Genomic DNA, 22,001 nt, shown 5'->3' with positions numbered 1-22,001 from the left:
CCGCCATGCTCAAAACATATTCACAAATCCTTTTTCAGGTAGATGGAAAGCGGACTCAAGCCGGTCCATTTCGTAAGTGCGGGGCAAGTATAGTGCATCCCCTCCCCGCACCTCATTTCTATTATTCTGTCAATTTTCAGCTATAATCACTTAATAAAAAACCAATATCATTCAGATATTGGTCATCAAGAATACCTTCTATTTCTCCCTTTTACCTCAACCGGAATCACATATGGCCGAATTCTTTCCATGATTCGTTTCCCTTTCAACGGTTCATGCTGGTCATATCCGTTTACCTGGGTGTAGCAAAGCCACTCCTCCAGCTCGTCCAATGTGAGATTAGATGTGTAGATCGTGGGAAGTTGATTGGACGCTCTGCTGTGAAGCACCACCGACAGCACTCCATCTCTCAACCAAGGGGTTAAGTTTTCCACGCCGATATCATCCATGACCAAAATGGGCACACTGCTCAACGCTTCAAGCTTACTGTTGACCGAAGCTTTATTGTTGGCGACCGCATCCCTCATCTCCGAAGCAAGCGCGGACATATGCACCATCAGCGACGAAATGCCATGTTCGGCAAGGGTGTTTAATATGGCACTAGCGATGTAGCTTTTGCCCGTCCCAAACGGTCCCCACAAGTAAATCCCTTTGGTGGGTTGACCATTGGCCACTTTCAAACAGAACTCCAGCGCCACGTCAAGCGCCTTGGCCCGGCCACTGTCCAATTCGATCGCTTCAAATGTCGCTTTCTGCACATCCAAAGAGATGTCATGGCATTGGATCAAACTCTTGCGCCATTCTTCCTCTTTTTTGGCCTTCAATTTGCTGCACTCGTGCATGGCCAATTCCACATATCCTCCGTACTCCCGCAAGGAAGGATAGTGCCCTTTGATCAAGTTCGGACATGCGTTCAGACTGAAGCAATGCTTGCAATTCTCATTTTCCTGTACAAATTGGCTAAGCTGGGAATAGGAGTTTTTTAAAGATGACTGGGGAACATCATTTTCAACCATATACTTAACCACCAGCGGATGTTTCAGTAGCGTGCTTAATTGTTTTTCTATTTTGCTTGGGTCGATCCGCTCTTTCATCTTTGAGGAAATCACGTTGCCTGCCTTTTTCAACGCTTAGCTTCCTCCCCTCGTTCCCGATTATCCTACATAAAATGTATAAACAGACGCAAGATGTCATTGTTTTATCCAGATGATAAGCAAGACTTATCTTATCACAAAAGCAACGAGGAAGCATCAGCGAACATTTGCCGCATTTTGCCTCCTCCGCTATCTATTGGCCAATGTTTTCTTCTAATTTATATAAATCTATCATTAAACCTGAGTCTTTACTCCATTCTAACTTACCATCTATCCTATCAGGCTATGAAAATTCTAGCGTAACTCCTTACAACGTAAATCACTTTTTTAGAGCAATCAACTAGCACATGACAATAAAATATAGCACATTGTGTTCATTCATTCCTACGTTTTTTCTTTCATTATGAGGTCTAGTTTCCGTTTCTTCACTCGTTCCAACTCATCGAAGTCATACGGCTTAACATCATAAAACCTCACAATGTTATCTTCAATCATTCCGATTTTAAACGGTTCATCCTTGATGTAGTACCGTTCCCATAACCAAACGCTATTTTCTACTAAGTCATTGACATGTCCATTACATCGGATCCCGGAGTAAACGAAAGATACTTTGTGCTTAAACAGTTCCTCGTATTCGTTTATGCGCTTTTCCACTTCTTCTAATCGGCGACACTCAGCAAAATATTTCGCCGCTAGCGGTGGATAACCTAGGGTAATGCCTAATAACTCGTGAAATTCCGGTGAGAGATGGTTTACAGTAGCCAGCTTCATTAAAAATTCTTCTTTCATTTGCTCAGTTTGAAAGAAAAGGAAAAAATCAGCTTCTTCGTGTAAATGAATACCTTCTGTGACACATGGGTAGTGTTTGTATAGGTGAGATACTTTTTGAAATGTAACACAATTGGAACTATCCAATAGTGCCGGTTTTAGCCCCATTAAGAACGCTTCGTAATCGCGTAACGGCTTTTTCATTACATGTACCCCTTTCATACACTCAATTAAAGTATACATTAAAAAGGGCGACTACCTATAAGTGGAAAATACAACAACCACCGTAGCCGCCAATCGAAAAACAATTCCTTTCCAAAAACAATCTCATCTGATCGTTAATAGATCTGATCTATACTCGGATAACTCACCGCGTATTCATTGTCGTGCAAAAAAAAATTAAGCCACATACGGCTTTTATACATGCGTTTGTTCCTTTGTTATGAGCTCTAGTTTCCGTTGCTTCACTCGCTCCAGCTCATCGAAGTCATACGGCTTAACTTCATAAAGCCTCACAATGTTATCCTCAATCATTCCGACTTTAAACGGTTCATCCTCGATGTAGTACCGTTCCCATAACCAAACGCTATTTTCTACTAAGTCATTGACATGTCCATTACATCGGATCCCGGAGTAGTAAAAGGATACCTTTTGTTTAAACAACCGCTCATACTCGTCTATGTGCTTTTCCTCTTCCAATCGGTGGCATTCCGCAAAGAATTGTGCAGCCAGGGGAGGATAACCAAGCGTAACACCTAATAATCGATGAAATTCGGGTGAACGTGGTTTAACATCGCGTAACTTAGATAAAAACGTCTCTTTCAACTCTTCATTCTGAAAAAACAAGTAGAAATCCTCACCGTCAAATATATCGATGTTTTCCGTAACACATGGGTAATGCTCAAACAAATGAAGATTTTTCATGAATGTCGGACTACCTGTGTTTCCATACAATGCCGGTTTACGTCCTATCAGAAACGTTTGATAATCGACTAGTGGCTTTTTCACCATATGCCCCCCTCTTTCACGGTATAAAGTATACGCTAAATAACAAGGAACAGCCTGCTAATTAGCAGACTGTCCCATTGAATTATCTTCGGTATGAAATATGTTTTGTAAGAACTTTCCGACGTACATAGAGAAAAAAATTACTGCCTGATGGCAGTGTCAATGGACGCTTTTTATTTCTTGTCATATCTACGATTTCTTCCGCCCACATCCACCGGAATCACATAAGGACGAATACGTTCCATTATCCTTCTAGCGCCTACTTTATCCTCATATGTTTGCCCTTTATGGCTAATCCACGATAATGCCTGCTCCAATTCATCTAGGGTTAGATTAGAAGTGTAAATAGTAGATAGTTGTTTTGAAACGCGATTTTGCAAAATCACGCCAAACACATTATCTCGTATCCAACTAGAATACGTTTCAGTGCCGATGTCGTCTAATATTAGTACAGGTGTAGAGCTTAATAACTCTAGTTTTTTGCTAACTGTCGCACTTAGTTTGTTTCCTCGCATGGCTTCTGCAATTGCGTCCCGCATTTCGTTAACGAGAGACGGGGTATGCACCATGAGAACAGGTATGTCGCCATCAGCCAACGTATTAGCAATAGCTCCAGCAATGTGACTTTTCCCTACCCCAAATGCCCCGTGCAGATATAGCCCACCTAGTTTGCTCCCCATAATCAGTTCATTACAGAATGTAATGGCAAGGTCAATTGCTTTCAGTCGATGGTTATCCATTTCTATTGTATTAAAAGTAGCTGTTTGTACATCTTTCGGTATAGCATGGCATTGAATGAGTGTTTTTCTATTTTGTTCAGCATAATCGTTTTTCAATTTCACACATTGATTCATAGTAATATCAATGTTTCCCATATATGCTTTAAGGGACGGGTAATGGCCACGCATCAAGTTAGGACACTGTTCAAGACCAGGGCACTCATTACAATTGTCTAGCTCACGAATGTACTGATTTAATTTGGACAAAAAGGGTCTGAGCTGTGATTGAGAAATTTCACCCTCGTTTTCTATTAAAAACTTAACCACATATGGATGTTTCGTTATAGCTTCAACCCGCTTATCAATTAATTTAGTGCTAAACTTGTTTTTAGTTAAAACGTTATTGATGCGCTTCATTGGCCTACGTCCCTCCTACTGTTTTTGTTATTTGTTTTCTTTTGAGCCGTGTGTTAACTACATGGCTCTTTTTTATTTGGTCAACCGAAAATATCAAAGCAACGCCCCGATAATACCCGCTTTCCATCTTCCAGCTCCTCTACCACCAAATGAATCATGTGAATCGTGATTTTCGGTCCGTTTTTCGTAAGCAAATGTACAGGTGTTACCCGATTGTCTACCGCAACGTTACCGACAGTAACAGCTCTCATATCAACCCTCCAAGTAACAACGCATACGCTTCCTCGTCATTCATGCCTGTCAAACCATCGGTCGAATCCCGGTCTAGTTGCCGTTTTGCACAAATTTTATTTACTTGTTTTCCACGCCACATAATCGTCTAAAAACTTGGTTACTGGTGCTTCCCACGCTTCGCTATTCGTAAAATACTTGTTTGCCTTGTCTAACACTTTTTGTACATCATCGACTTTCTCTTTTTGCGGATAATCCAGCAAGCAACCCGTTATCACTGCCTGACGTTCTTCCCTGCTCTTTTGTATAAACTCTTCGCCTTTCATCTCGCAATTTTTATTCGTTTTAGGTGCTTCCGGTTTCTTTTCATTGGGTTTCGTGGATTCCTCCGGCTTATGTACGGCTGGTTCCGCCTTTTCCTGAGGCGCCGGATTCGTCACCGTTGTTTCGTTTTGGTTACCGTACCCTACCCCTAATAGCAGAAATACTGATGTAGTTAAAATTCGAAAATTAAATATGTTTTGTGTAAACTTTCCGACAGTTTACTAACAAAAAAATAAAGCCGCTTACGGGCTTTTATAGAGTGGCTTCCTCTTTTGCTCTTGATATGAGTTCCAATTTACGTTGTTTTACCCGTTCCAGTTCATCGAAATCATACGGCTTGACTTCATAATGCTTCATAACGTCCCCTTCAATTATTCCGATCTTAAACGGCTCATCTTTAATGTAATACCGCTCCCACAACCAAACGCTATTTTCTACTAAGTCATTCACGTGTCCATTACATCTGATACCAGAATAGATGAAAGATACTTTGTGTTTGAACAATTCTTGGTAGTCATCCATCCGTTTTTCTACCTCTTTCAAGCGTCGGCACTCCGCGAAATATTTCGCCGCTAATGGTGGGTAACCAATGGTAACCCCTATTAGTTCGTGAAATTCGGGTGAAAGACGTTTTACTGTAGCTAGCTTCCTTAAAAAGTCTTCTTTCATTTGTTCCGTTTGAAAGAAAAGGAAAAAATCAGCTTCATCATGTAAATGAATGCCTTCTGTGACACATGGGTAATGTCTGTAAAGGTGGACAGTCTTTTGAAACGTGACATTGTTTGCACTCTGATATATCGCGGGCTTTAAACCCATTAAAAACACTTCGTAATCAAGTAATGATTTCTTCATTACAAATACACTCCTTTCACCACAATTAGAGTATACAATAAAAAATTGCGACTACCTTCAAAGATAGCCACAATAATAAGATTTTACCTGTTATAACTTCACCGACGAGAACAATGTGATACGACTAACTAATTTTTAAAAGCCATTTCCAGCGCTATGGAGATGGCTTTTTCCCTTTTTGAGCTAAAAGGATCAGTTGAATTTGCAGAAATAACACAAGACAGAAAAAGTAATCTAAGTAATCATTGCTTATATCAGAAAATTTCGATAATATGCATCTAGAAAACTATTGGCTTAAGACGGTCAGAAAACGGCAATCTTTAATATTGTTTAACAAAGAGGACTGATTTTATGATGTTGTTTCATTTATACCTTGATGGTGAAGATGACGGAGACACTGACCGCTAAATAACATCACTATTAAATTACATCAATTAAAAACGGCTGTTTTGATAACTAATTAATTTTCACTTTCAATGAAGCAGAAAGACTGTCAGAGGAAGACAAATTTAAGCAACGGCAACACACGGCCTTTTTCCATTTAACAGAATATTATGATAACATGCAATAGGTGTATAAGTATGTATAAGCGAAAGAAAACTCATCAAAATCCAAACACAATTAAACCTAAGAAGTGAGGGTGATTTATATGTTGTATAATACCTTCGTTGGCGGAGATGATGATACAGAACAATAGTTTTTTAAAACTAAAGCGGCTACCCGTAAACGCGGTAGTCGCTCATTTATATTTCGCATCATCCTGTCCTGTGTGCCATAGCCGTCAACCAACCATTATGCACAAAAAAAGCGACAGTTTCTGAGAATGTGCGACGTCCATATATATGTTTTGTAAGAATTCCCGACGGTCTACTGACAAAAAATAACTGTCTAAATGACAGTTTATTATACGTTGATCGGTACCAAATTTCTTTTTTCCTTAATAAATTGTACTGCTTCATTAATTGCATCATAATCACCATATGTCATTTCCATTGCGTCTATATCTCTACTCCACAGACATAGCGGATTGTTTACCGCTTTTGGATGTTGGTATGTGTCCCATAACCATTTAATTTCACTTTCAATAAAATCTAGATATGTAGTGAAATAAAAACCAGCCCAATCCACGCTTACAGCTTGCTTACGCTCTATTTCCGGGTACTCCCCTAACTCATCCTCCAATATACGCATCTCAGCATACCTTTTTACTGACTGCGGTGGGAAACCCAACATTTTCCCCAAAACAATGTGTTTCTCATACTTGTTTTTTGCGGCTTTCATGCGTTCTAAATACGTCTCTTTAAGTCGGTCGTCTTGAAAAAAAATATACCCATTAGCGTTGCCCTCATACGGATTGATGTATGGGTAACGAATAAGCTGTTCATAGTAAATTTCGTTGAATAGCTTACCTTTCCACCCGAGTACCACTGGTTTGTAACCGTCTAAAAATGCTTGCTCGTACCTTTTACCCAAAAGAAGACGCCTCCCTATTAAGAGTGTAAAGCTAGTATAACTTAATAGGGAGTGTATTATCTACAGAACATTTTGTCTAATGAGTGGTTAATCTGGCTCAACTACAACAGAACACCGGGAACACTTCCACTCTCCGTTACTCCAAGACAGTTGGTCATCTTTTTTACAAACGTGACATTGTGACGGTTTAGGTGCTTTATTACGAACCAGAACAAATTTTCTACTCATACCTATTACCTCCCTTCTTCCGAAGTCGGCAAATTAGGTAGGACAGATAGGTTTTTGTTATTTTCTGCATATCCTAATTATAATATATTCTAAATATTCATGCATAATCTGGATACAGTTCGATTATGAGATCGTTCTAAGTTGGAGGTTAACTTGGAAATGTTCCACCCACTTTCCGCTTATTCTTCCTATCTCATGGGCAGAGTACGCCACAGCCTTTTACCAGCCATTTTTGCACAAAAAAAAAGAGACGGTTTCCGGGGCCGTCTCTACCAAAGGGGGTTTTCATCCTGTAATCATTTTAGATGAAAACCATTACAACCACGTTACAGAACCGTTACAAATAGATATGTCACAATTCAAACGATTGGCCTGGTGCGAGAGCATGGCCTTCGATCCCCTTCTCGGCGAGCTGCTTGATAAAGTGCTCACCATCTTGCTTGATCAGCGGGAAGGTGTTGTAGTGCATCGGAATTACCCGTTTGGCGCCAAGCCATTCAGCTGCCAAGAGGGCATCGTCCGGTCCCATGGTGAAATTGTCGCCGATGGGTAACATAGCCAGGTCGATCGGTTTGCGGCCAATCAGCTTCATGTCAGAGAAGAGCGCGGTATCTCCGGCATGGTAGATGGTGGTGCCATCCAGAGTGAGTACAAAGCCGGCCGCAGGTCCCATATAGATGATTTGATCGTCTGCTTCATATCCTGAACCATGCAGGGCCAGCACCATTTTTACATGGCCAAACGGAAAGGCGTGCCCGCCGCCCAATGCCATACCATGCGCTTTGACGCCCTGTTTCCCCAGCCACACCGACAGTTCGTGCGCAGCGATAACGGTAGCGCCGGTGCGCTTGGCGATGGCCACCGTGTCCCCCACATGATCGCCGTGGCCATGGGTGACGAGAATATAATCAGGGTTGAGTTCCTCCGCCTTCACTTTGGCCTGTGGATTGCCAGTGATAAACGGATCGATCAACAAACGTGTGCCACGATGTTCGATTTCAAAGCATGAATGGCCGTGAAATGTTACTTTCATGCCATCGTCCCCTCCTCTAATCTGGTTACGCTTCTTCCACAATTCTTGCACGGTACGATGATGGTGCGTTTGATCGTTTGATATCCGACAGGAAGACTTGGAAACGCCGGTCTGTTTCGAGGTATGCCCTCTAAGCCAACTCCCTGAATCGCCAAGCCCAGTGTCTTCATCTCCGCTCACATCTTATGTAAGATGCTTGGCATGTAACGCCAGCCGATGGGCACTATCATATGAATAGACCATGGGTTTCCATCTCCCTTGCCCATCGTAACACGTTTTTCACAATGGCGCCAAGTGACAAGCCGTGATTCGCCAAACGCACAAACCCGCGTTGCCAAGCCTGTTTTATTCACTCCCGCATATTGGCCTACATACCATACATTAGTTAATTCAGGCGGAAGGGGATTACCATGGGGCTGGCAAAAGTTCAAATTCAGATACTACCCAATCAGCAGTTTCCCGAACACATCAATATCATGATGAGCGATCAATTGGCTAAAAAACTGAATATCCACACCGACATGCTATGGGTCTCTTTCGGCAGCTCCGTCACCACAGGTGTTATCGGCCGGCTGAGACGCGCCAACCACAAGGTTATCTTTATCAGCAGTTATTTGGCCAACAAATTGCTCCTGCCCGCGCAGCCGCACACGGTTGTGCATTTTGACTCCCGTTCTCTCCGTTTGCGCCTCGCTCCGTTGTTCGGCATCTTAATCAGCAAAATCCCCCAAACGGATAACGACGACCAATTGTTCGGACCGATCACCCGTTTCCTGGACGAATGCGATGCCGCCGCAATGAACCAGGGGATCCGAGTAGCCGTTGTGTTGGCAGACATGATCGATCCGGACCGTCGTGGAATCAAAGGGTGGATTAAAGCGAACAACCGTTGGCTGGCTGCCGCACTCCCGCTGCCTGATGTCATCTACAACCGCATCACTTCACGCAAGATCGAGGAAAAGGAATCCGTTCAAGCCAAATTGGCTCGCTTGAAACACCAGTTTCACATCCCCATCTTCAACGAACGGTTTCTCAACAAGCTGGAAGTGTACCAGATCCTGTCCAAAGACGAGCGCATGCACCAGTACCTGCCAGAAACCTACACCTACCACACCGACAAATGCAGAGAGTTTCTTTCCCGCCATCCTGTCGTTTACCTAAAACCGACCAATGGCAGTCTGGGGCAGGGGATCATCCGCGTGGAGCGATCCGGCGGCGGACAATGGCTTTACCAATCAGCGACGCCCAATGGCACGCTTTCCAAAACGGTGCCTTCCAAAAAGGAACTCCTCCACCTTCTTGACAAAAAAATAAGAAAACAACCTTACATCATGCAACAAGGACTGAACTTGGTCAAACTCGGACGGCGGCAAGTGGATTTCCGCGTCCTCGCACAGAAAAACATTCAAGGCAAATGGCGCATCACCTCTTCTGTCGGCCGCATCGCCAACGATCAACACATCGTGTCCAACTTGGCGCGAGGCGGCACCATTCGCAAAACTGGCGAATTGCTGAATGAATTGCCTTTGGCCACCAAACCCAGCATCAACGACATTCAGCACGCCGCCTTATCAATCATCCACTCGTTTGAAGAGTGGGTCGGCGGACATTACGCCGAATTGGGCATCGATCTCGGCATCGACACCAAAGGGAAAATATGGCTAATCGAGATCAACTCCAAGCCGTCCAAAACGGACGACACGGTCATCAATCCCTCTTCGCAAACGAGGCCTTCCGTCGCCAGACTGATCGATTATGTGCAGTATCTTGTGTTGTACCGGCGCCATGCACATGCCCCTCCTTCACATGCACCCCACTGGACATCACGAAGGAGGAAACATCAATGATGAAACAGACGTTAGGCATCATCGTGTGCCGGGAAACGGGTGTGAAGAAAACGCCTCCGTTTTACGAAACACCTTATTTTCTGCAACTCGCGCAAGAGGCCCGCAATTGGGGGATGGATATTTTCGTATTTGTCCCGACGGACATCAAGTGGGATGAACGAACCGCGACTGGGTGGACTGTCCGGTTCGACGACACATGGGTCAAGGCAGTCAGACCGCTCCCCCATTTGATATACGATCGTTGCTATTATCACAATTTGCGAGAATACCATTTTTATCAACCTTACATCAAACGCCTCTGCTCCGACCCAAAGGTCCGGTTGCTCGGCACACCGCTAAAAGGGAAGTTGCAAACATATGACATACTGAAACAAAACCCGGAGCTTCATCCTTTCTTGCCTCCCACCCGTTTGTACCAATCCCCGGCGGATGTGTTCGAATGTATCGCCAAATATCGTGGGGCTGTGACGAAGCCCAACGGTGGAAGCCATGGCCGTGGTGTCGTCGCGATCATCCCCGCTCAGGAAGGATATCTGGTGCGCGGCCGCGACCAACAGAACCTGATTGTGTCCCGCTATTTCAAGAACGATAGGGAACTGTCGAGTTGGCTGGACTCCTTCATCCGGCAGTCCCGTTACATCGTTCAGCCTTATCTTTCTTTATACACTTCCGATCGCCGCCCCTTTGACATTCGCATTTTGATTCAGAAAAACGAACACATGCAGTGGGAAATCACCGGCATGGCCGTCCGTACCGGCAAACCGAAATCCATCACTTCCAACCTCCACGGTGGCGGGGAAGCGATGAACATTCATAGTTTCTTGGAAACCCACTATGGACAGCAAGAGATGGATCTTATTCTTACTCAGTTGCACCAGATCAGCGAAACGGTGCCACACACAATTGAAGCCCACCACGGAACATTGGTCGAATTGGGCTTAGACATCGGTATCGACCGGCTAGGACGCATTTGGATTCTGGAAGTCAACTCCAAACCGGGCCGCACCATTTTTTTAAAAACAGGCGAGTTGCAACTTCGCCAGCGAGCTGTTCAACTTCCCATCCGCTATGCACGCGCTTTACTCGAGCAGTAGGAGGGTCACCATGAATTCAATCATGTGCAAAGTCAAAATCTCAACTCAAGGGCTAAATCAAGCGATCGGCCTCAGCCAATCACTCATGGAGCGATGGGGTTGTATAAACGGGCAGTCCATCAAAGTGGAATTAGGAAATCGCAGCATCATTACCCAAGCGCGCCGTATTCCCCATCAGGGCGAAAAAATTTTGATTTCCAGGGACACCGCCAAATATTTGGCCCTCCCCTATTCAAATGAGTTTCGCGCGCGTTATGAAAACCGCTCCCTGAAGCTGGGGCCTGTGATCGGCATTTTTACCACCAGTTTCTCAGGTAACGCGGATCAACCTTTTGGAAAGCGTTCACCTCTGTTTAAAGAGTTTATCAAGGCGGGGTTGGAAGAACATCCGATCATCTATGCATTCACCCCTGATCTGGTGGATTGGCAAAACCGCCTCATCTACGGTTGGCATATCGTCGGAAACAAGTGGAAACAAATCAAGGCTCCCTTCCCCGATGTCATCTATGAACGAATACCTAACCGCACCATTGAAGCGCGCGGTTATGTGCAAGCATGTCTGAACCGATTCAAGAAAGAATACAACTGCCCGATCTTCAACCAGGGCTTTTTTAACAAATGGAAAATTCACCAGTGGCTAAGCAGTCACCCACACACCGCAAACTTGGTGCCGGAAACGTATCTGTCCCCATCCATCTCCACCATCAAACAGATGTTAGATCGGCACCAAATGGTGTACCTCAAGCCGAGCGGCGGGAGCTTGGGTTTAGGGATCTTTCGCATCACCTACGATCCTGAATTAGGCTACTATTGCCGCTTCCGAGAAGGAGACCGCAATGTCCTGCACAGGTTCCGTTCCTTGCACAGATTGGTGCACCATTATTTTGCAAAAGAGCCAACCCGTTTTCAAAAATATATCGTACAACAAGGGATTCGCCTGATTAAGCACAGAGATCAACGACCCGTCGATTTCCGCGTCCATCTGCACAAAGACCGGTTTGGGGAATGGACCGTGGTTGCCATCGGCTCCAAAGCGGCCGGTCCAGGCAGCGTGACTACGCATGTGCGTACCGGCGGGAAAATCATCCCTACCGATCAGATTCTACGCGATGTGTTCCATGAGTATGCGCCAATGGTCGAAGCTGGGGTGAAGAAAGCGAGCATTACCATCGCAGAAACGTTGGAACAACACGTAAACGGTCCGCTCGGGGAGTTGGGCATGGACATGGGCGTCGACAAAAGCGGCCGAGTGTGGTTGTTTGAAGTGAATTCCAAACCGGGACGCCACATTTTCCACCATCCCAGCTTAGTGCATGCCGGCCACCGCTCGGCGAAAATGGTCACCGAATACAGCCTGAACTTGGCCAATTTCATCTAAAAAGGAGGAGGTATCGTGAACCCCCCACACAAACGCAAACGCACCACTGCGACATCGAAAAAAAAGAGGTCTTCAGTCTTTCCGGGCATGCTTGACGCCACGCTCAACTATCAGTCTCCCCCCTCCTCCTCTGTTGACGAAAGCCGCGGAGGGGCACAATTGGAGCGACTTTACCAAAGCAAGCAATCGTTGGGCCCATTTATCGCCATCTTGACCTCTGACGGGGGCAAACCATTCCAAGGTAACCACGCCAATTTTGCCGACCTGATCCGAACCGGGCGCAAAATGGGAATCACCGTCTATGTCTTGACCCCAAGCGGGTTGGCTTCCCGAACCGAAACCACCGTGACCGGCTATCTGCTAGATCCCGCAGCCCCAGGGTTGAAGTGGATTCGGGCCAAACTTCCCATCCCCAATGTGGTATACAATCGGGTGCCCAACCGGCGCGCTGAACAAAGCCCTGCCGTGCAAAAGGCGATAAAAACTATTTCCGATATGCCAGGCGTCCATTTGTTTAACCCCCACTTTTTTGACAAGTGGACCCTCCATCAGCAACTAGCCGCGTCAGACACATTAAAAAAGCTGGTTCCCTACACCTTGAAGTGGACACCCAACTTGCAACTTGACGAACTTCTAAAAAAATATCCCCGCTTGTACCTAAAGCAAGTGGACGGAAAAGCGGGGATTGGCATGATGCGCATATCCCGCATGAAAAATGGAATTGAACTCATTTACCAAGACAAAAAAGAGAAGACGCGAAAAACATTTACCAGTGTTGATGCATTGAGCCAAACCGTTCAGCAGTTGACACAACAACTTCCTTATTTGATCCAACAAGGGATCCCCTTGGCCACTTTTGAAGGACGGCCGTTTGATGTGCGCATGCTGTTGCAAAAAAACAATCAGGGAGAGTGGGGATTGACGGGGGCCGGGGTTCGGGTCGCTGGACCAACGTCGATCTCTACTCACGTCCCGATGGGTGGCCGCATTGAAAGCCTGCATCGGGTAATCCGTCATACCTTTAAGGAAAAAGCACCTGAGATATTGAGCAAAATCAAAATAACCGGTTTGGAGCTAGCCAAATACATCGAATCCAAACAATCCTCCGCCTTAGGGGAAATGTCAATTGATTTAGGTATCGAAGAAAACGGCACCCTCTGGTTTTTTGAAGCCAATGCCAAACCGATGAAATTCGACGAACCCGACATTCGGCGACTCTCCCTCATGCGCATACTTGAATATGCACTTTACTTGAGTGGTTACCAATTGACAGGGGAGGCCATGAAAACATGCTCATCCGAAACTTGACCCCCCGGCAGTTGGCGGCCAATCTGCCAGCCGTGTTAAACTTCATGAAACGTTATGGCGACGGGCGCATCACTCATCGCGCGCTGCGGTGGCTAAAACAGTTAAACACGGCGGCTCAGCCGGAAGGCACTCTTATAGCAGTAGCGCTACACCAACGGAAACTGTCCGGGGTTATCGCCATCGGGCACTATGGCCTACAAGAAGCCATTATCGCCGTACACCCCGACTTCCGAAAACAAGGGGTGGGCGAATCCTTGGTGCGCCACACATTGGAGCGAATAGGCAAACTTTATACTCGAGTCGCCTGTGACAACACAGCCAGTTTAAAGCTTTGCTTCCGTTGCGGGTTGGTTGCCTTCGACCTCTTCAAAGGGCCGACCGGAAAACCCACGTTATGGCTGGGTGGTGGGAACTTTGATCCGCAAGAAATAGAAAACAGCCCTTTGCCGTAAATTGGCAAAGGGCTGTTTTGTATCCGATTTATTTAATTACACGTTTAGCGGTAACATACGATTTAGCCAACCATTCTGTGGACAGGCTGTCATAGCGCACGCCGCCTTTACCGTAGGTGTGGAGAATCTTGCCATCCCCGACATAGATGGCTACATGGCCTACATTAGGTGCAGTATCTTTACGGGTGAAGAAGACCAGATCCCCTTTTTGCAATTGGGATTTGGATACCGTTTGACCAACTGTCGCCTGTTGGCGGGAAGAACGTGGCAAGGAAATACCGTGTTGCTTGTACACATATTGAACAAAGGAAGAACAATCAAACGTGGCGGTTTGTCCCGCTTTGGCACCAAATTCGTATGGTGTGCCCAAATACTTATGCCCTGTTTGAATGATTTTGTCTGCAAGTGCAAGTCGTTGTGCTTCTTCATTTGATTGTTCTAGATTTGTTCCGGGCTTGTCCGCAACTTGGTTGCCCGCATTGGTATTATCCACGCCAGCTGGTGCGACACGCTTCGCTGAAACAAGACCCCATTCCAACCATGGAGTAGACAATGAATCAAAGCGCACGCCACCTTTACCATAGGTGTGCAACACTTTGTTGTTACCTGCATAAATACCCACATGGGCAATTTTTCCGCCAGAAGAACGGAGTTTAAAGAAGAGGAGATCCCCTTTTTGCAGTTGGGACTTGGCTACACTCTTGCCGACCGTTGCCTGCTGACGGGAAGAGCGCGGCAAAGAAACGCCATTTAGTTTAAACACATGTTGCACAAAAGAAGAGCAGTCAAAATACCGGGTGTCACCGGAACGCGCCCCGTACTTATACGGAGTACCCAAATATTTTTGACCAGTCTGGATAATCTTGTCACCAAAAGCTTGAATATTCTGAGTTTCGTTACTCGCAGCATTTGCTTTTTGAATGCCAATATTCACTAAAACATTTTGCCAAAAACCTTTTTCTCCTGTTTCTGTGACGACATTAGATGCACTAAACGGAACCGCAACCGAAAGCATGGTCGTTACCGCAAGTGTACCTGTGACTTTGGTCAGATGTTTTTTGGTTAACATCGAATCCCCCTTGTCAAATTTAAATTGGACAGGCTGTTACCCTGCGAACGACCTCATGTTAACACAAAAGACAAATTTAGGATTATGCAATGATTTCCTTTTCAAAACAACAAACAAAAGAAAAAACCCTGGAGATTCCCTCCAGAGCTTGATGACGCTTGGCTTTTACAGCAGTGACCAATAATCACACAAACCTGCGCGTGCATTTTTTTCCATTGTAACAAAAGACCACTTTCCGCCCTTCAACTACCGTTTCCAAGTGAACAGAACGCCCCCAGCACGCATAAACATGCGGCAAGGTGTTCTCGAGATACTTCAAATCCAATTCAACCCCTTCATACCGGTGCACCAGATACAACTCCCCGTTTTGAAGGTAGTCGCCATCTTGAACCACGATCACCGGATGCCCCCCGTTGATCCGGCTCATTACCAACTCATCCCGCACATGCTCCCAGTTTTTATCCGTGATCGTCCATTCATTTCCCTGCCGCTGATACACGTACAAATCCAATTCTTCAACCAGTTCCTTGGTCAAATAATTGCGCAAAAAGGAGATATCCGACTCCAATTCCCGCACTTCAAACAGCTTTTCCCGCCCTTGGCCGGGCACCCTTCCTAGTTCCCGCAGTTCTTCCTCTGTCGGATGGTTGTAGCGCTTCTCGATGTCCTCAAACATTTTTAAACCAAGGTAATACGGGTTAATCGACGTTTTCGACGGCATCAGGACAGAAGCGTTCAACTTGGCGAATTCAATCGTTTCCGCCTCATCCAAGTCCAATTCCCGCATGATGCGGATGTGCCAATATGAAGCCCAGCCCTCGTTCATGATCTTGGTCTCCAGCTGTGGCCAAAAATACAACATCTCCTCCCGCAACATCGTCATGATATCCTGTTGCCAATCTTCCAAAATGCGACTGTGATGCATCAGGAACAACAACAAATCCTTTTCCGGCTCCTCTGGAAAACGCTTTTTGCGGGGGAGAGGACGCGTTTCCTGTTGGACGTCGCGATCCAGCTTCCACAAATCCTCATACGGGGAGGGAGGTTTACGCTTGGATTCCGCCTCCGCTTTTCGCTCCGACCACCGGTGGCCCCGTCTGGCATCAAGCAGGCTGGGATTGATGTGTTCTTGGATAGCTAAGACATGATCCAAGAAATCTTCCACCACGTCTTTGCCATATTTCAATTCATAAAACCGAATCCGCTCCGCAGTCGCTGCCATGCTTTCCACCATGTCTCGCGAGGTATTTGAAAAGCGGCAATTGTTTTTAAAGAAGTCGCAGTGAGCCAGTACATGCGCTACAATCAGCTTGTTTTGCACCAAGCTGTTTCCTTTGAGCAAAAACGCGTAACATGGATTGGAGTTAATCACCAGCTCATAGATTTTACTCAGGTTTAAATCGTATTGCAGTTTCATCTTGTGAAATGCTTTCCCGAAGCTCCAATGGGAAAACCTTGTCGGCATGCCATATGCGCCAAATGTATAGATAATGTCTGCCGGACAGATTTCATATCGCATGGGATAAAAGTCCAAGCCAAATCCTTTGGCGATCTCCGTAATCTCAGCAATCGACCGTTCCAATGCTTTTCTATCCTGCATCAACGCTCATCCCCTTTCCAACAATCATCGTCTTAGCCGCCTTACGATCCAAGCCTTCGCATTGTCCGTTCATCCATCCATTTGCAAAATACGAATCTAAAGACGGCGCACCCTCCCTTATATGACTCTATCTTTGCTTTTATCTATTAAATGCAATGGTGTGAGAATTGGTATATGCACTTGTGCTAAGGCGCGTCTGCTGAATCAAGTTGGTAGGAAAGAAGCGGCGGAAAAACCTCTTCCCGAGGAACGCCGATGCACATATGAAACGAAGAAGAAAATGGTTTTGGAACCGTGAGCCTGTTCATCAGACACGCTCTAGAGCAAACCGGTGATATGATGGAAAGAGGGAGGTAGGTGGGAAACCGGAAGTGCTACGATGAGGGGTATACGGTCGTCCAATATAATTATACAGAATTTTCTATTAAAATTCAAGCGACCGCCCTTCCGCTCGCCAATCCACGATGGACACATTTACCTCCGCCGTCATAAAATAAATTGACAATTTGATTTCGCGGAAGTTATACTGACTACGTTGAATAACTACATCCTTTTTTCTTATCTCTATTAGGTGAGGCTCCTGATCGGAGAGACGCTACTGCCCAAAAATGTCGAGAGACACCAATGGGTCAGCAGGAAAGATCGGAACGAAGGTCTTTTCTAACGTAGCTGGCTTAGCCTATGCCGTTCAGTGCCAAAGCTCAATGAGGGAGATAAGCAAAGCGAAGCTCATTTTTGCTATGGGCTTATTTGCCTTGCACCCCTCTTCCTAATGGAGTGGGTTTTTTTATTGTTTGAAAAAGGGGGGGACTGCATGAACAATGCCCTGCTGAGAAGCGAAATTGAACTAACGCTCAAAAGCCCGCTAGACACGGAACGTTTGCTCGGTCTGTTGGATCAACTCCAACCTTTCGACCTTGCGGAAGTGTTGCGGGAATTGGATGAAGCGGCTCGCTTGGAATTGATTACCCACTTGCCCTTGACGGACGCCGCAGAAGCCATTGAATACTTGGAGCCGGAATTGCAATACAGCCTCTTGAACCGCTTGTCCGATGACATCGCCTCGCCGCTGTTGAAACAGATGTCCAGTGACACGGTAGTAGACATGTTGCTTGCGGTGCATCCGTTGCAAGCGGAAAAAATGCTCCGCCTGCTTCCCGCCGATTATCGGGAACAGATAAACAACTTGATGAGCTACCCCGAATACACCGCCGGAAGCTTGATGACGGTCGACTACATTTCAGCCCGTGCTTATTGGACTGGAGAACACACGATCAACCATATCCGCAAAGTCGGACACGAAGCGGAGATCGTCTCTTACATCTATGTCACTGGCACGCGCGGGGAATTGATGGGCATCGTCTCCTTAAAAGAAATCATCCTTGCCCCACCACAGACACACCTCATCGACATCGCCACCACGGAGTTTATTTCCGTGCCGGCCGAGATGGAGCAAGAAGAAGTAGCCCAAATCTTGTCACGCTATAACTTCTATGCCCTACCTGTCGTTGACCACCAACGGAGATTGATCGGTATCATCACTTACGATGACGTGGTAGATGTCATTCATGAAGAAGCCACCGAAGACATCCACAAGCTGGGCGGTAGCCAACCTTTGGATGAACCCTATTTCAAAACGTCCATATTCAGCTTGTACAAAAAACGGATTGTCTGGCTGATGATCCTGTTTGTCGGAGGCGCTTATACCGCGACCGTGTTGGAGAGTTACCAAAGCACATTGGATCAAGTCGTCGCCCTTTCGTTTTTCATTCCATTGCTGATCGGCACTGGCGGCAACACCGGTTCTCAGATCGTGAGCACCCTGGTTCGAGCCCTTGGCATCGGCGAAGTCAAATTTGGCGACCTTTTTCGGGTGATGCGCAAGGAGATGTTGACCGGCCTGTTTTTAGGGCTTTCCCTCGGCGTGATCGGCCTCATCCGTGCTGCGATGATGGGTGTGGAAACATCGATTGGCTATGTGGTGGCTTTGTCCGCACTGTTTATCGTCTTGTGGTCTTCCATCGTTTCCGCGATTTTGCCCTTGGTTCTCCACCGGCTCAAAATTGACCCGGCTGTCGTCTCGGGACCGCTGATCACCACGTTGGTTGATGGCACTGGCTTGATTATTTATCTCAGCATTGCCAAAGTGATTCTCAACATATGAAACTTAAACGAATTGAGGTTGATGAACCTTTGAGTACTGAGCAGAAGAGTAAGGCAGGTACCGCTTGACCTTTCCGATTGGACGGATAGGACGCAAGCCGTACCTGCCTTATCTGCATTTAGAAAGCAATTTGCACGTCCTGTTTTATCTCTTAATTAAAAGGATAATTTTTTACTATAAAGAAGGATTATTTAGAAATGAGATAGAAATTCATTTTATATTCAGAATAGTATATCTAAAGTAAATCCCCCTTAACACACAATTTATCCATTCCAACAATGTCTACCGATCGACCAACTCCTCACCGGAAAGGAGTGAATTTTCAACTTTTTGTTCATCACTTTATTACTTCAGGAGGAATCAACATGAGAAAAAAATGGCTTTCGTTGTCATTGGTGCTTGTGTTGATCGTCGCATGCGTGCCCGCGCTCGGTTTCAGCCAGAATATCGAAAACCCTTCCATTTTCGATTTGGGCATCAAGCTCTATAAAATTGACGGCGTCAGCACCAAAGAACAGCGTTCAGCGATCGCCTCAACCGGTGCGGCGATTGAAGAGGTGGGCAAAAATTACGTCAAAGTGCTGGCTACGCCCGCCGAAGCCAAGCAGATCAAGCAAAAAGGATTTACCGCTACTGTAGACACCTCATTGACCACACAAGATTTTCCCTCTTACGACTCCGGATACCATAACTACAACGAAATGGTCAACAAGATCAACACCGTAGCTTCCAATTACCCAAACATCGTCAAAAAGTTCAGCATCGGCAAATCTTATGAAGGGCGCGAACTGTGGGCTGTGAAAATCAGCGACAATGTCGGCACAGACGAAAACGAGCCAGAAGTGCTGTACACTGCCCTCCATCATGCCCGTGAACACCTCACTGTCGAAATGGCACTTTACACCCTCGACTTGTTCACTCAAAACTACAACCGTGATTCTCGCATCACCAATCTGGTGAACAACCGCGAGATTTATATTGTGTTTAACATCAATCCCGACGGTGGAGAATACGACATCTCCAGTGGCAGTTACAAATCCTGGCGCAAGAACCGTCAACCCAACTCCGGGTCCAGCTATGTAGGCACCGACCTCAACCGCAACTATGGTTACAAATGGGGTTGCTGCGGCGGTTCCAGCAGTAGTCCTTCCAGTGAAACCTATCGCGGGCGCTCAGCCTTCTCCGCACCGGAAACCGCCGCCATGCGTGACTTCATCAACAGCCGCGTCGTCGGTGGCAAGCAACAGATCAAAACACTGATTACATTCCACACCTACAGCGAATTGATTTTGTATCCCTACGGCTACACCTATACCGATGTCCCGAGCGACATGACACAAGACGACTTCAATGTATTCAAAACCATGGCCAACACGATGGCACGGACCAACGGATACACCCCACAACAATCGAGTGATCTCTACATCACCGATGGGGATATGACCGACTGGGCCTATGGACAGCACAAAATCTTTGCCTTCACCTTTGAAATGTACCCAACCAGTTACAATCCTGGATTCTACCCGCCAGATGAAGTGATCGAGCGGGAAACCAGCCGCAACAAAGAGGCGGTCTTGTATGTCGCTGAAAAGGCAGACTGCCCGTACAGCGTCATCGGTAAATCCTGTAGCACCAAATGACCTTTCGACAGCCAATGCCGGGCTCCTAATGGAGTCCGGCGCATTTTTTGTGGGGAAGAAGCGACGAAAAAAATTTTTTGTCTGAGAGTGAGCGCAGATGCACAAGTATAGTGAATGAGAAAAGGGGATTGGAGCCGCCGGCCTATGCATCAGACACGCTCTAGCAAGTAAAAGTGGTAAACAACCTATGTAACCATATTGAATGAGGATGGAGGCAAAATGTGTGCTATATTGAAAAAAAACGGAGGAGGGATTTTCTTTGCGCGCAATGGTCATCCGTCACTTTGGTGGGCCAGACGTTTTTGAAGAAATGACACAGTCGCGACCCACGGTCACGCCGAATTCCGTTCTGATTCGTGTCGCCGCCACCAGCGTTAACCCCATCGACACCAAAATTCGAGCAGGTGCAGTGCCCCATCTGGCTCCGCCGTTCCCTGCGATCCTGCATGGGGATGTGGCAGGAGTAGTGGAAGAAGTGGGGGAGGGCGTCACCCATCTGCAAGAAGGTGATGAAGTCTACGCCTGTACCCGAAACGGAGCTTTGGCAGACTATCTCCTCGTCCCAGCCGCTTCCGTCGCCAAAAAACCACCTTCCCTCTCATTTGAGGAAGCGGCCGCCTTGCCCTTGGTGACTCTCACGGCATGGGAAGCATTGTTTGACCGATTAAACTTGCAAGCGGGCCAACGCATCCTGATTCACGGCGGAACGGGTGGTGTCGGCCACGTCGCCGTGCAATTGGCCAAAGCGGCAGGAGCTGTGGTGCACACGACTGTCTCCACTCCCGAGAAAGCGCAAATCGCCAAGGAACTGGGTGCTGACGCAGTCATCAACTATCGTGAGGAAACGGTAGACGAATATGTCAACAAATACACAGACGGCACCGGCTTTGACTTGGTTTTCGACACGGTGGGAGGGGAGAATCTCGATCGTTCCTTCGCCGCGGTAAAAACGGGCGGTTCCGTGGTAGCCATCGCAGCGCGGTCGACGCATGACTTGACCCCGCTTCATAACAAGGGCCTTACGCTGCATGTCATTTTTCTGATGTTGCCCCTCCTCTCCGGAAAGGGATTGGAGCGGCACGGACAAGTGCTGCGCGAGCTCGTCCCCTTGGTGGAACAAGGGCAGGTGAAGCCCCTGCTCGATGGCACATCCTACACATTCCGCGATGTCGCTCAGGCGCACCAGCGCTTGGCTAGTGGACAAGCTTTGGGCAAAATCACGCTGGCCAATGAACGGTTTCACGCATAGGCCACCACACAAACAGACATCCCCCTATAAGCCAAGGGGATGTCTGTTTATTT

At 46.6% G+C, this 22,001-nt stretch carries 19 protein-coding genes and 1 riboswitch; of the genes, 8 read left to right on the top strand and 11 right to left on the bottom strand.

Translation table 11 applies throughout. From position 1 onward, the window contains the following. Nucleotides 1-185: 185 nt before the first annotated feature. From dnaI (EDC32_RS02315) to EDC32_RS02280, 9 genes are all read right to left on the bottom strand, one after another. A complete protein-coding gene (gene dnaI / locus EDC32_RS02315) occupies nt 186-1,127 on the bottom strand; it encodes a primosomal protein DnaI (RefSeq protein WP_132219860.1) in 942 nt (313 codons plus the stop codon). Between the two features lie 351 nt (nt 1,128-1,478). Then, nucleotides 1,479-2,066 carry a hypothetical protein gene (locus EDC32_RS02310; RefSeq protein ID WP_132219859.1) on the bottom strand — a complete coding sequence of 196 codons (588 nt, stop codon included), beginning with the start codon at nt 2,064-2,066 and terminating at the stop codon, nt 1,479-1,481. Nucleotides 2,067-2,279: 213 nt separating this feature from the next. Continuing rightward, entirely contained in the window at nt 2,280-2,873 is a 594-nt protein-coding gene (locus tag EDC32_RS02305; protein ID WP_211341882.1) for a hypothetical protein, read from the bottom strand. Between the two features lie 170 nt (nt 2,874-3,043). Continuing rightward, nucleotides 3,044-4,006: a primosomal protein DnaI gene (gene dnaI, locus EDC32_RS02300; protein ID WP_132219857.1), complete on the bottom strand. Its 963-nt coding sequence runs from the start codon at nt 4,004-4,006 to the stop codon at nt 3,044-3,046. Nucleotides 4,007-4,086: 80 nt separating this feature from the next. After that, the gene (locus EDC32_RS16210) at nt 4,087-4,257 is read right to left on the bottom strand and encodes a hypothetical protein (RefSeq protein ID WP_158283198.1); all 171 of its coding nucleotides are present in this window, start codon (nt 4,255-4,257) and stop codon (nt 4,087-4,089) included. 96 nt (nt 4,258-4,353) lie between these two features. Further along, nucleotides 4,354-4,677: a hypothetical protein gene (locus EDC32_RS02295; RefSeq protein ID WP_132219856.1), complete on the bottom strand. Its 324-nt coding sequence runs from the start codon at nt 4,675-4,677 to the stop codon at nt 4,354-4,356. A gap of 136 nt (nt 4,678-4,813) precedes the next feature. Further along, the gene (locus tag EDC32_RS02290) at nt 4,814-5,413 is read right to left on the bottom strand and encodes a hypothetical protein (protein WP_132219855.1); all 600 of its coding nucleotides are present in this window, start codon (nt 5,411-5,413) and stop codon (nt 4,814-4,816) included. Nucleotides 5,414-6,316: 903 nt separating this feature from the next. Beyond that, the gene (locus EDC32_RS02285; protein WP_054096088.1) at nt 6,317-6,886 is read right to left on the bottom strand and encodes a hypothetical protein; all 570 of its coding nucleotides are present in this window, start codon (nt 6,884-6,886) and stop codon (nt 6,317-6,319) included. 580 nt (nt 6,887-7,466) lie between these two features. Next, entirely contained in the window at nt 7,467-8,147 is a 681-nt protein-coding gene (locus EDC32_RS02280; protein ID WP_132219854.1) for a metal-dependent hydrolase, read from the bottom strand. Between the two features lie 410 nt (nt 8,148-8,557). Here EDC32_RS02280 and EDC32_RS02275 point away from each other — a divergent pair, with 410 nt between their 5' ends. From EDC32_RS02275 to EDC32_RS02255, 5 genes are read left to right on the top strand one after another with little or no spacing between them, the layout of a single operon-like run. Further along, entirely contained in the window at nt 8,558-9,994 is a 1,437-nt protein-coding gene (locus EDC32_RS02275) for a YheC/YheD family endospore coat-associated protein (RefSeq protein WP_132219853.1), read from the top strand. After that, nucleotides 9,991-11,088, top strand: coding sequence for a YheC/YheD family endospore coat-associated protein (locus EDC32_RS02270; protein WP_158283197.1), 1,098 nt, complete (start codon nt 9,991-9,993; stop codon nt 11,086-11,088). The genes EDC32_RS02275 and EDC32_RS02270 overlap by 4 nt, the downstream gene beginning before the upstream one ends. Before the next feature lie 10 nt (nt 11,089-11,098). Continuing rightward, nucleotides 11,099-12,466: a YheC/YheD family endospore coat-associated protein gene (locus EDC32_RS02265; RefSeq protein ID WP_158283196.1), complete on the top strand. Its 1,368-nt coding sequence runs from the start codon at nt 11,099-11,101 to the stop codon at nt 12,464-12,466. 15 nt (nt 12,467-12,481) lie between these two features. After that, nucleotides 12,482-13,774, top strand: coding sequence for a YheC/YheD family endospore coat-associated protein (locus EDC32_RS02260; protein ID WP_132219850.1), 1,293 nt, complete (start codon nt 12,482-12,484; stop codon nt 13,772-13,774). Continuing rightward, nucleotides 13,756-14,226, top strand: a complete 471-nt coding sequence (locus tag EDC32_RS02255) for a GNAT family N-acetyltransferase (RefSeq protein WP_132219849.1) — start codon at nt 13,756-13,758, stop codon at nt 14,224-14,226. The genes EDC32_RS02260 and EDC32_RS02255 overlap by 19 nt, the downstream gene beginning before the upstream one ends. Nucleotides 14,227-14,254: 28 nt before the next feature. Here EDC32_RS02255 and EDC32_RS02250 read toward each other — a convergent pair whose 3' ends face one another. Together EDC32_RS02250 and EDC32_RS02245 are read right to left on the bottom strand one after the other, a co-directional pair. Continuing rightward, the gene (locus EDC32_RS02250) at nt 14,255-15,295 is read right to left on the bottom strand and encodes a C40 family peptidase (RefSeq protein WP_132219848.1); all 1,041 of its coding nucleotides are present in this window, start codon (nt 15,293-15,295) and stop codon (nt 14,255-14,257) included. A gap of 184 nt (nt 15,296-15,479) precedes the next feature. Beyond that, nucleotides 15,480-16,895 carry a SpoVR family protein gene (locus EDC32_RS02245; protein WP_132219847.1) on the bottom strand — a complete coding sequence of 472 codons (1,416 nt, stop codon included), beginning with the start codon at nt 16,893-16,895 and terminating at the stop codon, nt 15,480-15,482. A 556-nt stretch (nt 16,896-17,451) separates the two neighbouring features. Next, a riboswitch (M-box (ykoK) riboswitch) is annotated at nt 17,452-17,614 on the top strand. Nucleotides 17,615-17,709: 95 nt separating this feature from the next. On the opposite strand from EDC32_RS02245, the gene mgtE reads away from it, so the two are divergent. The 3 genes from mgtE to EDC32_RS02230 all read left to right on the top strand — a co-directional run bounded on the left by mgtE (nt 17,710) and on the right by EDC32_RS02230 (nt 21,948). After that, nucleotides 17,710-19,059, top strand: a complete 1,350-nt coding sequence (mgtE, locus tag EDC32_RS02240) for a magnesium transporter (RefSeq protein ID WP_022735798.1) — start codon at nt 17,710-17,712, stop codon at nt 19,057-19,059. 365 nt (nt 19,060-19,424) lie between these two features. After that, the gene (locus EDC32_RS02235) at nt 19,425-20,699 is read left to right on the top strand and encodes a M14 family metallopeptidase (protein ID WP_132219846.1); all 1,275 of its coding nucleotides are present in this window, start codon (nt 19,425-19,427) and stop codon (nt 20,697-20,699) included. 259 nt (nt 20,700-20,958) lie between these two features. Further along, nucleotides 20,959-21,948, top strand: a complete 990-nt coding sequence (locus EDC32_RS02230; RefSeq protein ID WP_132219845.1) for a zinc-dependent alcohol dehydrogenase family protein — start codon at nt 20,959-20,961, stop codon at nt 21,946-21,948. Nucleotides 21,949-22,001 lie beyond the last annotated feature (53 nt).

The organism is Laceyella sacchari (assembly GCF_004343255.1).
Classification (GTDB): Bacteria; Bacillota; Bacilli; order Thermoactinomycetales; family Thermoactinomycetaceae; genus Laceyella; species Laceyella sacchari.
Note: the sequence above shows the minus strand (reverse complement) of the source record. Positions and strands in the feature narration are given on the sequence as shown.

Bases quoted from the DNA above. Each gene is read 5' to 3' on its own strand.
- EDC32_RS02280 (WP_132219854.1), bottom strand. From the start codon at position 8,147: ATGAAAGTAACATTTCACGGCCATTCATGCTTTGAAATCGAACATCGT.
- EDC32_RS16210 (WP_158283198.1), bottom strand. From the start codon at position 4,257: ATGAGAGCTGTTACTGTCGGTAACGTTGCGGTAGACAATCGGGTAACA.
- EDC32_RS02310 (WP_132219859.1), bottom strand. From the start codon at position 2,066: ATGAAAAAGCCGTTACGCGATTACGAAGCGTTCTTAATGGGGCTAAAA.
- EDC32_RS02235 (WP_132219846.1), top strand. From the start codon at position 19,425: ATGAGAAAAAAATGGCTTTCGTTGTCATTGGTGCTTGTGTTGATCGTC.
- mgtE (WP_022735798.1), top strand. From the start codon at position 17,710: ATGAACAATGCCCTGCTGAGAAGCGAAATTGAACTAACGCTCAAAAGC.
- EDC32_RS02245 (WP_132219847.1), bottom strand. From the start codon at position 16,895: ATGCAGGATAGAAAAGCATTGGAACGGTCGATTGCTGAGATTACGGAG.
- EDC32_RS02275 (WP_132219853.1), top strand. From the start codon at position 8,558: ATGGGGCTGGCAAAAGTTCAAATTCAGATACTACCCAATCAGCAGTTT.
- EDC32_RS02265 (WP_158283196.1), top strand. From the start codon at position 11,099: ATGAATTCAATCATGTGCAAAGTCAAAATCTCAACTCAAGGGCTAAAT.
- EDC32_RS02290 (WP_132219855.1), bottom strand. From the start codon at position 5,413: ATGAAGAAATCATTACTTGATTACGAAGTGTTTTTAATGGGTTTAAAG.
- EDC32_RS02255 (WP_132219849.1), top strand. From the start codon at position 13,756: ATGCTCATCCGAAACTTGACCCCCCGGCAGTTGGCGGCCAATCTGCCA.
- EDC32_RS02250 (WP_132219848.1), bottom strand. From the start codon at position 15,295: ATGTTAACCAAAAAACATCTGACCAAAGTCACAGGTACACTTGCGGTA.
- dnaI (WP_132219857.1), bottom strand. From the start codon at position 4,006: ATGAAGCGCATCAATAACGTTTTAACTAAAAACAAGTTTAGCACTAAA.
- EDC32_RS02270 (WP_158283197.1), top strand. From the start codon at position 9,991: ATGATGAAACAGACGTTAGGCATCATCGTGTGCCGGGAAACGGGTGTG.
- EDC32_RS02305 (WP_211341882.1), bottom strand. From the start codon at position 2,873: ATGGTGAAAAAGCCACTAGTCGATTATCAAACGTTTCTGATAGGACGT.